This is a genomic window from Candidatus Atribacteria bacterium (assembly GCA_011056645.1).
Taxonomy (GTDB): Bacteria; Atribacterota; Phoenicimicrobiia; order Phoenicimicrobiales; family Phoenicimicrobiaceae; genus Sediminicultor; species Sediminicultor quartus.
Map to the genome: position 1 here is coordinate 1 of DSEL01000231.1, position 12,164 is coordinate 12,164.

The window sequence follows — 12,164 nt, forward strand, 5'->3', positions numbered from 1 at the left end:
AGGGTAACGGATATTATAGCACAGATAACCGAAGTACTAGTATCCAATCAGAAAAGAAGAGATTAGCCGCTACCTCAATAAAAGAGCAAGAAAAAAAAGAAATTTCCAAAAAACCAGACTCCAATACTAAAGAAAAGAAAGACAAAGAAACTTCAGTAAAATAACCTTTTCCACCATTTTGGTTTCACTTTCTTCAATTTTTTCTTTAATTCTATAATAGAGTTTTGCGCAGCTATTTCTCCTTCTCGAACACATTGTTCAGGTTTAGTAAAATCAGACCAATGAAAACGTCCTACTTTAGGGGTAATTAGTACATCAGCAAAAGACAATTGTAATTTTCTTAATTCTGAAGAAGTGATAGAATCTGAACGGAAAAAAATTTCTACCGCGTTATCAAATTCAACTCTCTTTTTAATAGATTGGCTTACATTGACGCCAATAACAAAATTAGCTCCTAAAGATTTAGCTGTCTCTATTGGCACTACATCGACTATCCCGCCATCAACCAAGATTTTCTTTTCTAATATTACCGGGGGAAACATTCCGGGAATAGAAGCGCTTGCTAACAGTGCGTCGAATAATTTTCCTTCTCTTATGATTGCTTTTTCTCCTTTTACCAAATCTGCGGCCACCGCAGCAAAGGGGATTTTTGTGTCCTCGAAAGATTTATCGCCCACCAAATCTTTAATGATTTTCTTTATCCCTTCTCCGTCATTAATATATTTTCTTCTAAGTTCAAGATTAAGTATATAACCTCTTTTTAAAAAATCAGACATCTTTTTTAAAAAAAGAGATTTATTTCTTTTTTCTTTATCACTAAAAGAGAAATCTATATTAAATTCACTGATTTTAGAATATTTCTCGGTAATTTTTTCTATTGCAGAAATATCTTTTTTTAGGGCATAGACTGCTCCGATAATAGCTCCCATTGAGGTACCGGTAATTAAATCAATCGGAATATTCTCACTTTCTAAAACTTTTAATACACCAATATGAGCAAGACCTCGAGCTCCACCTCCCCCTAAAGCTAATCCTACTTTTAATCTTTTTTTTACCACTACTTTGACTCCAATCCATTTCTTCTAAGCTATTAGATTTCCGTTATGGTTCACCTTACTGAATGAAATATTTAAGAAGTAAACTTTATTTGTACCTTTCTATAAATAATAAGCTTTCTAATTATTTAAAAATCAACCTCTCGTACCTTTTTTCTATCCCTCATTTTTTTGGTAAATTTTTCTATATCAATTATATATCTTTCTACAGTTCCTTCTCCTATCTTCTCCGCCTCATCGAAAGCACTTACCTGAAAAGTTAATCGATTCTTAAAAATGTCAACTAAAGTGGCATCGGCAGTAACCGTCATACCCAGAGGAGTAGCAGCTAAATGAGTAATTGATATTTTACTAGCTACTGAAATAAAACCTTCGGGAAGATTTTTTTTCACCGCATTGATGGCAGCTAAATCCATTAACGAAACTAACATGGGAGTAGCAAAAGCAGGCGGCATAGGTTTGGCAAATCTCTCAGCTGAATTTTCTTCATTTACCATTGTTTGAGCTATTCCTTTTAAACCTTTTTCCAGATTGAATTCTATCATTTTTCTTTCCTCCTCTTCTAATTATATTATGTTTAGATTTATTAGTTAGTTCCTTAATTAGTCGGCTAATCAATTAATAGATTAACAGGATTATACAAAATAATTAACCAGAAAACTAATACACAATTCTTTTAAATTTACCTTCTCTTCTCTAGCCAGATTTATTGCCTTACCCCAGGAAGAAGGTTTATTAGTGCGTGAACCAACAATACTTATCTCTTTGTCAAATAAGATTTGATCAAATTTAAGTTGAACTGATTGATGAACAATTCTTTGTTGAATACATCTACCCCCCTTCCTTATGAGATTTAATCCCTGCTCTACCCTTCCACAGAACCGGAACATTCAAAATCCACATCTACGATATTCCCTAAGATTATTTTCGACAAATAATTTTTAATATCCTTCTTTTTTATATTAAAAATATGATTAATTCCAATTTTTTTAAGCAAAATAATACTAATTCGTAGATATTATTTTATATCGCACCAAGCAGGGGAAAAGAACTAGAGATAGAAAAAGACAGGAAACAAAAAAACAATAGATTTTTATCTCTTTCTTACAGCCCCGCTAAATATTTTGTTCAATCAATTAAACGATAAATTTAAACATTATATCAGTTGGTAGTTAAAATATTCCTCTTTAAAATTATCCTTATAGCATAGGTATAGATGAATATTTGAATGGGCTCTGCCACCATTCGCGGAGGGATTAATACTTTCCAGGAAAGCCCGAATAAAATATGTAGAAAATAGGGAATTAATATCATTGAAGTTATCACCTGTCCTACGGTAATAGCCAGGGTTAAATGAAGAACATTCTCTTTTTTTGTTATCAACAAGATGGTAGCCGGAATGATCCCGGTTAAGGCAGAAGTTAGGGTAAAGTGAGGCATATAAGCTCCTATAGGATTGATAAAATATCCCAACAGATCGGAAAAGCCTCCAATTAACCCCCCGGCCAAGGGACCAAATATAATACCTCCTAAGATGATAGGTAATTTTCCAAGACCGATCCTGATTCCCTCGACACTTCCGATGGCAATACGTAAACTAGCTATCCGAGTTAAAATTACACTTAGAGCAATAAAAAGACCCATAGCAGTAATTTTATGGGATGATATGATCATTTTTATCTTTCCCTCCTGAATATAGCATAATAAAAATAGATATCGCTTTAGATCTGCTACATCAAGAGGAGCCTTGGCAAAAGATGCGTTGGATGTAGCAGCGGACGCGATGACCTACCGCAAGATCAAAGAATTTCTGTAAAGAAATCCTTAACCCTTTCGTTTAGAGACAACGTCCCATTCTCTAACACTTAACGCAGGTCACCTACTCTTGCTAAACTAAAATATTTTATTTGCCTTGCTCTTAGTTCACCTTCCTTCGCCCTCTACAATTGTTATAATGATTTTTATGAGTAAATGACATAAATAGAAGTTTTTAATCATTCTTCTTCTAAAAATACTTTGTTCTTTAAAATTCCAATCCCCTCAATTTCTACCTCTACAGTATCGCCTTCCTCTAATTTCCCAACTCCCGAAGGAGTTCCTGTGGCAATTATATCTCCCTGAAATAAGGTCATTATTTTTGATACAAAACTGACCAACGTCACAACCTTAAAAATCATATTACTGGTAGACGAATCTTGCTTTAGCTGCCCATTCTTGTAAAGTTTTATTTGAAGATTATCGGGATTTAATTCGGTTGAAATAAAAGGCCCAACTGGAGCAAAGCTATCAAAGGATTTAGCTCTGGTCCATTGTCCGTCTTTTTTTTGCAGATCTCTAGCAGTTACGTCATTAAAACAAGCATATCCCAGGATATTTCTAAAGACGTCGATCGGTTCAATATTTTTAATTTTATTTTTAATAATTACTGCTAATTCTGCTTCATAATCTAACTGCTTACTCATTTTGGGATAAATTATTTTATCGTTATGGGCAATAAGCGTACTTGGGGGTTTTATAAAAATAAGGGGTTCATCAGGGATTTTCATTTGAAGTTCATTTGCATGGTCAAAATAGTTTAATCCCACCGCTATTATTTTAGTTGGCAAACAAGGTGGCAAAAATGTTATTTCTGATAAAGGATATTTTTTTTCACTTATTTTATGATTATTAAAAATATCACCAATGACTTCTCTTACGATATTATCTTTCTCAAGTATCCCATATCTTACATTTCTTACATTTTCATTGTGATAAAATCTTAAATATTTCATAAACTCTCCTCTTTTTTTTATTAAGTTTAGAGTTTGATTATTATCCTACAACTTCTTTAAATACTCTTAAAAAATTGCCTCCTAATATTTTTTTAATTTCTCTCCCTTTATAACCTTGATTAAGTAACTCTTCGGTGAGATTCGGAATTTTATCAGCTCCCTCCAAACCCAAAGGCAGATCACCTGTACCATCAAAATCAGAACCCAATCCCACATAATCTATTCCTACTTTTTCTACTAAATAATTAATATGTTTTACCACATCTTGTAGGGTAGTTCTTCTTTTTTCTTGAGTTAAAAAATTAGGTACAAAGGTTATCCCTATTACTCCACCGTTCTCAGCTAAAACCTTAATTTGTTCATCTTTCAAATTCCTAAGATGGGGACATAAAGCATAACAATTAGAATGAGAAGCAACAATAGGCATCTTACTGTTTTTAATCACATCCCAAAAACCATTTTCTGAAAGATGAGACACATCAATTAACATTTTTAGTTTATTCATCTCATCTATTACATTTAAACCAAACTCGGTTAAACCACCGCCAGTTCGAGATTCACTAATTCCATCCGCAATTTGATTTCTTTGATTCCAGGTAAGAGTTAAGAGTCTAACTCCCAACCTATGAAATGCCCTCAATACTCCTAAATCACCCTCTAAAGCCTCTCCTCCTTCAATAGAAAGGATAGCAGCAATCTTCCCCGCTTTGTTTACTTCTTTTATCTGGTGATAATTCGTCACCAGTGATATATCGTTCTGATTTTTATCTACCTCCCGATAAAAACAATCGATTAACTGTAAAGCTCTTTTTACTGATCTATCCGGCTTATAGACGCTTTCAATAAAAATAGCAAAAAACTGTACATCAATCCCTCCCTCTTTCATTCTAGGGACATCCAAATGACCGCTAGTCCACTTTTTTCCTAGGGTTCTTTGATTATTCATAACCTCTAAAATAGTATCACAATGCCCATCAAATACTATCGCCTTTTGGTGAATCTTTTCTGCTTTGCTTAAAAATGTTTTTACCTCTGCCAAACTACTTCCTCCTGTCTTCAAGAAATAGATGAAATAAATATTACTCAGGAAATTTATTTTTTCAAAAATATCCATAAAATAAATATGCTAGTCAAGATCAATATAAAGAGTATCATCTTGCTTTTAGTGTTTTTTGTAATTCTTATTTTCTTAATTTCTGATATGGGGGCTCTTCTTTCAATTTCAGCCATTCTCTTAAAATGTTTTATCGCTTCGTCAATTTTTTTTGTTCGTTTATAAGCCAGACCTAAATTACTGTGAGCAGCTGCATAATCAGGATTTAACTCTAAGGCTTTTTTGTAAAATTCAATCGACTTTTCATATTTTTTTTCTTCTAAATAAATATTTCCTAAATTGTTGTAAGGTTCAGGATATTTTATATTTAAAACTAAAGCCTTTTCAAGATATGATTTTGCTTTTACGAAATCTTTTAATTGAGCATGACAAACTCCCAATTTGTTATAACACCTGGCATCATCAGGAGATTGTTCTAAAATTATGTCAAACTCATTAATTGCTTGCTGAAAATTACCTTTTTTAAAATAATTTTCAGCCTTCTCAAAACTAATTTTAGTTTCTTCATTTTCCATAAATTCTTTCTCCAAAACAAAGTAGTACTACTGTCTCTATTCTATTCCGTAATTAGGCGCTTCTTTGGTAATAATGATATCGTGAGGGTGACTTTCTCTTAAGCTAGCAAAGCTAATTTGAACAAATTTAGTACTTTCTTGTAATTCTTTAATATTTTTTACTCCACAATAACCCATTCCTGCGCGTACTCCGCCCAACAGTTGATAGACACAAGCAGAAAGTGATCCCTTATAAGATACTCTACCTTCAATTCCTTCGGGAACCAGTTTATTATCTTCTGCTTCTTCTTGAAAATATCTATCTTTACTTCCCTTTTTCATTGCTCCGATCGAGCCCATTCCCCGGTATTCTTTATAGCTTCTCCCTTTGTAAAGTACTACTTCTCCCGGACTTTCTTCTGTCCCGGCAAAAAGACTTCCAATCATTGCTGAATCAGCACCCACCGCCAAAGCTTTAGTGATATCACCAGAATATTTTATACCTCCATCCGCTATAAGAGGAATATGATATTTTTTAGCAGCTCTTTTACATTCTTGAATTGCCGAAACCTGAGGTATACCTACCCCAGCAACAACCCTGGTAGTGCAGATAGAGCCTGGCCCAATCCCTACTTTTAAAGCATCGATCCCGGCTTTTATCAGACTTTCTGCTCCCTCAAAAGTTGCTACATTACCCCCCACTAACTCTATATCAAAATTCCGTTTTATCTCTTTTATAACTTCAATAACCCGGGTAGAATGCCCATGAGCAGTATCGACTACTATGACATCCACTTTGGTATTAACCAAAGCTTCTACTCTTGCCATAGTATCTCGAGATACACCTACAGCTGCGCCTACCCTAAGCCTTCCTTTTGCGTCCTTACAAGCATTGGGAAATTTCTTAACTTTTTCGATATCCTTTATAGTAATAAGTCCTTTTAAAATAAAATTGTTATTCACAATAGGCAATTTCTCGATTCTACTTTTATGCAAAATTCTTTTCGCCTCTTCAAGGGTTGTGCCCAATGGGGCAGTAATCAGTTTTTCTTTGGTCATGATTTCTGCTATTCCTAATCTCTTGTCTTCTTCTTCTAAAAATCTGATATCTCGGTTAGTCAAAATTCCCACTAATTTTTTTTCTTTATTTACAATAGGAATTCCAGAAATATGATATTTACTCATTAGTTCAATTGCTTCTCCTACGCTTTTCTCTGGTGAAAGGCAAATGGGTTCTACAATTACTCCGCTCTCTGACCTCTTCACTTTATCGACTTCTTCAGACTGTTCTTCTATAGACATATTTTTATGAATAATACCAATGCCTCCTTCCCGGGCAAGAGCAATAGCTAATCTCGATTCGGTTACCGTATCCATAGCCGCACTAATTAAAGGAATATTTATATTGATATTTCTGGTAAATTTTGTTGAAATATCTATTTCTTTAGGAAGGATTGCTGATTTTTTGGGAACCAATAAAATATCGTCAAAGCTTAGACCTTCAAAATTCAAAAATCTTTCTTTTTCCATAACTTTCCGCCTTTCCAACTATTTGTTAATGAATAGTGAGTAGTCGCTTAATATTAAATACAAATTTTCAGTTGAAGATTTTAGTTTATCCGTTAATATTTCTTAGGTTAGTTATCTAATGATTTAAAGTTACCGGTTAAATTAATCTGAGATTAATGGATTAATCAGCTAACCAGGTAACTAATTAACAAGCTAGCTACATATATTCGGTATAGGCTAAACGCTCTTCACTATTTTTATAATATTACCCCTCTTCAATAGCCTTGTCAATTGAGAAGGACGTATCACATTTACTGGAATTTTTGATTTTTTCTATGTTACGCATTTTTTTCTTTTTTCCCCTTTACTTTTTTAGAAAATATATTACAATAAAAAAGATTTTATATCATAATTTTTTTTGTGGTATAATAAAAAACACTCTAGAATAAAATATTAAACGACCAAATACTTTAGTAAAAATTTTTATTGCATTAATTAGGAGCAAAAATGAACAATATAGTTAATTCCCTCCAAAAAAATAATTTAGTTAAAGAGATATTAGCTTGGAAGAAAAGAAGAGATGCTGTAATTTTAGCCCATGTCTATCAACCTGGTGAAATTCAGGATATCGCTGATTTTACAGGTGATTCTCTATTCCTCAGCCAGCAAGCTGCTAAGACTCAAGCAAAAATTATTTTATTTTGCGGAGTTCAATTTATGGCTGAAACTGCCTCTATTCTATCTCCAAAAAAAATTGTTCTCCTTCCTGAAATTAACGCCGGATGCCCTCTAGCTGATATGGCACCAGCCGAAAAAGTAAAAAGTAAAATAAAGGAACTGCCCGAAGTAGTCGTCGTTTCATATGTAAATTCGTCAGCAGCTGTAAAATCGTTAAGTGACTACTGCTGCACTTCTGCCAATGCTGTTCAAATTGCTCAAGCTATTTCCGCTGAAAAAGATATTTTATTTCTTCCCGATATGAATTTGGCTAATTATGTTGCAAGGGAAGCAAAACGAAAAATAATTCCCTGGTCGGGCTTCTGCCCCACTCATCATCTCTTAACCAAAGAGGAAGTGGTCAAAATGAAAAAATTACATCCTCAAGCTTTACTTTTAGTACATCCTGAATGTCGCCCTGAAGTATGTGATTTAGCTGATTATATTGGCAGTACCAGGGGAATTATTAATTTTGCCAGCAATAATCAAGTTAAAGAATTTATCATCGGTACAGAATTGGGTATCTTATACCCTTTAAAAAAGAATAATCCAAATAAAATATTTTTCTCAGCTTCTAATAACATGATCTGTCCTAATATGAAACTTATCACCTTAGAAAAAGTTCTCTATTCTCTACAAAATATGGTCTTTCAAATCACCGTACCGGAAGAAATAAGCCGAAAATCTTTAATAGCATTAAATCGTATGATTGAAATTACCTAATTAAGCTATAAAATAATTCACATCTCGGAGAAGGATTTAACAAATGTTCCCACGTTATTTAATTAATTTTGATTTATCCCAAGTAAAAAAAATATTTACCGATTTTTTGATTGTTGGTTCAGGAATAGCCGGTCTATACACTTCACTTAAAATTTTCGACAAAGGAGAAGTTACTCTGCTGACCAAAAGTAAATTAAAAGAAAGTAATACCGAATATGCTCAAGGGGGTATAGCAGTAGCTTTGGGAGATAAGGATTCACCTCACTTGCACATGGAAGATACTTTAAAAGCTGGTGCAAATTTTTGCGATCCCGAAGCGGTAAATATTTTAGTGACAGAGGGGCCAAAATGTGTTGAAGAACTAATAGAATTAGGAACTAAATTTGACAAAATTGAAGGAAAATATAATACTACTTTAGAAGCTGCTCATCAAAGACCCCGAATCTTACATGCCCGGGGTGATGCTACCGGAGCAGAAATTGAGGAATCTCTTTCTCAAAAAGTAATTAATGAAAACAAAATAAAAATTAAAGAGAATATTTTAGTCATAGATATTTTAACCGAACATAATACCTGTTACGGAGTGCTAGTTTTACATAGCGCTACCAATGAGATCATCGCCTATTTAGCAAAGGCTATTATTTTAGCCAGCGGTGGAGCGGGACAACTTTTCTTAAATACTACTAACCCTGAAGTAGCTACCGGAGATGGGATTGCTTTTGCTTATCGGGGAGGAGCAAAAGTAACAGATTTAGAATTTATTCAATTCCATCCTACTGCTCTCTATCACCAGGGAAGTCCTAAATTTCTTATTTCTGAAGCTGTACGCGGTGAAGGTGCTATTTTAAAAAATATTAAAGGCGAATTATTTATGCCTTCTTATCATCCTCTGGCTGAATTAGCTCCCAGAGATATAGTTGCCCGGGCGATTACCGATCAAATGAAAAAAACTAATAGTAATTATGTCTACTTAGACGCCTCCAAGATAAAAGATAAATTTTCTCAACGCTTTCCCACTATCTACAAAAACTGTATTTCACTAGGCATTAATCCTGAGAAAGAATATATTCCGGTAGCCCCAGCTGCCCATTATACTATGGGAGGTATAAAAACTGATACCTGGGGGCAAACTAATTTAACTAATCTCTATGCTTGTGGCGAGTGTACTTCAACAGGAGTGCATGGTGCAAATCGCTTAGCAAGCAATTCACTTTTAGAAGGATTAGTTTTTGGCAATAGAATCGCCCAGAAAGTAAAAGAAAACAAAGAGCTTTTTTCTCAAAAAATAGACGAAGAAAAAAATATTTTCTATAATTTTCCACGAAAAGAAATCCGAAAATTCGACTCGAGACAAATAACGAAAGAATTACAAAAACTTATGTGGGATAAAGTAGGAATTATTCGAAATTCCTCCGACTTAAAGCAGGCAATACAAAAAATTAACGAATGGAAATTTATCCTCAAATCAGAGCTTCGCACAACTGAGGATTTTGAATTGGCCAATCTTATTATCTTGGCTGACCTGATTACTAAATCCGCTTTACAACGTGAAGAAAGTCGGGGAGCGCATTACCGCAAAGATTTTCCTGATAGAGATGACATAAACTGGAAGAAACATATTATATATTGACACTTAATTTGCCAATTCACCAATTGCTTAATTAACCAATTACGGGTCTTGTAAATAGGGCATTGCAAATAAAATAAGAATCGAGAATTAAAATATTGAATAGAATAAATAAAGGATATACTATTTGAAATCTTTCTATCTAATTCAGTTAGGAAAGCTGTAATGCCACATTATTTTTATCTAAATTGGTAGATTAGGGAATTGATTAATTGATGAATAATCTATAAAGAGGTGTTTTCAAGATGAACATTTCAATAATGGAAAATATTCTAATAGATAAAATAATAGAACAAGCTTTACTGGAAGATATTGGAACCGGAGATATTACTACTGAATCAATTATTCCTTCCGATTTAAAAGCTAAAGGAATCATTAACACCTATGAAGAAGGTGTGGTTGCCGGGTTAGATATTGCTTGCCTGGTATTTCAAAAATTAGGTACAGATATTGCTTTCCAAAAAAATATCCTAGATGGAACAAAAGTTGCTCGAGAGGAAAAATTAGCAGAAATTATTGGTTCTGCCAGAATTATTCTTATGGGAGAAAGAGTTGCTTTAAATTTTATTCAAAGAATGTCTGGTATAGCTACTACTACCTCTCAATTCTGTAAGGAAGTAAAAGATTTCCCGGTTCGAATAGTTGATACACGTAAAACTACCCCTGGATTACGAATATTAGAAAAATATGCTATCCGTATGGGAGGAGGATATAATCACCGCTTCGGACTATACGATGCTGTATTAATTAAGGATAATCATATAGTAGCAGCAGGAGGAATAAAATCAGCAGTAAATTCTGTGCGAAAACAAATCTCTCATACATTAAAGATTGAAGTTGAAGTAGAAAACCTATCTCAACTACAAGAAGCTTTAAAGATGCAAGTTGACATAATTATGTTAGATAACATGGATTTAGAAACTATGAAAGAAGCAGTAAGATTGGTTAAAGGTAAAACTTTAATTGAGGCATCAGGTGGAATTACTTTGAAAAATGTACGGAAAATTGCTCAAACTGGAGTAGATTTTATTTCTATTGGTGCCCTCACTCATTCAGTAAAGTCGTTAGATATTAGTATGGAAATTATATAATCGTTAGTTAGTCATTAGTGAATAGCATATAGTAAAGAAATAATAAAAAGTACGAAAAGAAATCCATATCTCCTGTATCGTGAATCGTATCTAGCTAAGAAAAAAAGAAACCAGAAGCCAGTTTTTAGGAGTCAGAGAATTATCCACAGATGACGTTGAAGAAGTAAAGGTTTGATTTCTCGAGCTCGCAATAATGTAAGCGCCATACGCCACTTGCTAACATACACAATATCGATAAAAAATATACTATACGAATTAATATCCATTATCAATTAGTTAATTGGTAAATTAAGGCTTATTCATCTCATATATCATCCGTAATCCCTGTAAGGTCAAGAAAGAATTAATTTTATCAATTAGTTTACATTCATTTCCTATCAATTCAGCTTGACCACCAGTAGCAACTACTACAGAATCTTCTCCTAATTCTCTCTTAAATCGTCTAATTAATTCATTAGTTAAGCCAAGATAGCCAAAGAACATTCCTGATTGCATAGCGGTAATAGTATTGCTACCTATTGAATGTTTAGGTTTTATTATTTCTATCTTGGGTAATTTTGCCGTCTTTTCAAATAGAGCTTCTGCCGAAATTTCTATCCCTGGAGTGATTGCTCCTCCCAGATAAACCCCCTCTTTATTAACCGCACAAAATGTAGTAGCTGTTCCAAAATCTACAATTATTACGGGTCCACCATATAATTTATAAGCAGCAATGGCATTGACAATTCTATCTGCTCCTACTTCTTTGGGATTATCTGTTTTAATATAAATTTCGGTTTTTATTCCCGGCCCTACAATAAGGGGAGAAACTTTAATATAATCCACAGACATCTTTTTTAATATCCAGGTTACAGGCGGAATAACACAAGAAATAACGACTGATTCAATTTCTGAAAAGGTTATATTGGTATCAAAAAGCAAGCTCTTGACCAACATTCCATATTCATCTTCTGTTTTATTTCGATCAGTTGAAATTCTCCAATGACCTAATAATTTCTCTTCTTTATATACCCCAATTACCGTATGGGTATTACCTACATCAATGACTAAAATCAATATATCC

12 protein-coding genes are annotated in these 12,164 nt (G+C 33.5%); 3 read left to right on the forward strand and 9 right to left on the reverse strand.

The window, feature by feature from the left end; genetic code table 11:
- Positions 1-152: 152 nt before the first annotated feature.
- The 8 genes from ENO17_10490 to guaB all read right to left on the reverse strand — a co-directional run bounded on the left by ENO17_10490 (position 153) and on the right by guaB (position 6,964).
- The gene (locus tag ENO17_10490; protein ID HER25460.1) at positions 153-1,073 is read right to left on the reverse strand and encodes a patatin; all 921 of its coding nucleotides are present in this window, start codon (positions 1,071-1,073) and stop codon (positions 153-155) included.
- A gap of 110 nt (positions 1,074-1,183) precedes the next feature.
- Entirely contained in the window at positions 1,184-1,600 is a 417-nt protein-coding gene (locus tag ENO17_10495; protein HER25461.1) for a hypothetical protein, read from the reverse strand.
- 90 nt (positions 1,601-1,690) lie between these two features.
- Entirely contained in the window at positions 1,691-1,945 is a 255-nt protein-coding gene (locus tag ENO17_10500) for a hypothetical protein (protein ID HER25462.1), read from the reverse strand.
- Between the two features lie 271 nt (positions 1,946-2,216).
- Entirely contained in the window at positions 2,217-2,729 is a 513-nt protein-coding gene (locus ENO17_10505) for a folate family ECF transporter S component (GenBank protein ID HER25463.1), read from the reverse strand.
- A 320-nt stretch (positions 2,730-3,049) separates the two neighbouring features.
- Positions 3,050-3,826 carry a DUF2437 domain-containing protein gene (locus ENO17_10510; protein HER25464.1) on the reverse strand — a complete coding sequence of 259 codons (777 nt, stop codon included), beginning with the start codon at positions 3,824-3,826 and terminating at the stop codon, positions 3,050-3,052.
- Between the two features lie 40 nt (positions 3,827-3,866).
- Complete coding sequence (locus ENO17_10515) at positions 3,867-4,940, reverse strand: membrane dipeptidase (protein ID HER25465.1); 1,074 nt, start codon at positions 4,938-4,940, stop codon at positions 3,867-3,869.
- Positions 4,919-5,455 (reverse strand): tetratricopeptide repeat protein, encoded by a 537-nt coding sequence (locus tag ENO17_10520; GenBank protein ID HER25466.1) that lies wholly within the window; start codon positions 5,453-5,455, stop codon positions 4,919-4,921. The genes ENO17_10515 and ENO17_10520 overlap by 22 nt, the downstream gene beginning before the upstream one ends.
- 36 nt (positions 5,456-5,491) lie before the next feature.
- Entirely contained in the window at positions 5,492-6,964 is a 1,473-nt protein-coding gene (guaB, locus tag ENO17_10525; protein HER25467.1) for an IMP dehydrogenase, read from the reverse strand.
- Between the two features lie 486 nt (positions 6,965-7,450).
- Here guaB and nadA point away from each other — a divergent pair, with 486 nt between their 5' ends.
- The 3 genes from nadA (at position 7,451) to nadC (ending at position 11,101) form a co-directional block, all read left to right on the forward strand.
- Positions 7,451-8,383, forward strand: a complete 933-nt coding sequence (gene nadA, locus ENO17_10530; protein ID HER25468.1) for a quinolinate synthase NadA — start codon at positions 7,451-7,453, stop codon at positions 8,381-8,383.
- 43 nt (positions 8,384-8,426) lie between these two features.
- Positions 8,427-10,013 (forward strand): L-aspartate oxidase, encoded by a 1,587-nt coding sequence (nadB, locus tag ENO17_10535; GenBank protein ID HER25469.1) that lies wholly within the window; start codon positions 8,427-8,429, stop codon positions 10,011-10,013.
- 242 nt (positions 10,014-10,255) lie between these two features.
- Entirely contained in the window at positions 10,256-11,101 is an 846-nt protein-coding gene (gene nadC / locus ENO17_10540; protein ID HER25470.1) for a carboxylating nicotinate-nucleotide diphosphorylase, read from the forward strand.
- Positions 11,102-11,389: 288 nt separating this feature from the next.
- Here the strand turns inward: nadC and ENO17_10545 are convergent, their stop codons facing one another.
- On the reverse strand, positions 11,390-12,157 hold the full coding sequence (locus ENO17_10545; protein ID HER25471.1) for a type III pantothenate kinase: 768 nt from the start codon (positions 12,155-12,157) through the stop codon (positions 11,390-11,392).
- Positions 12,158-12,164 lie beyond the last annotated feature (7 nt).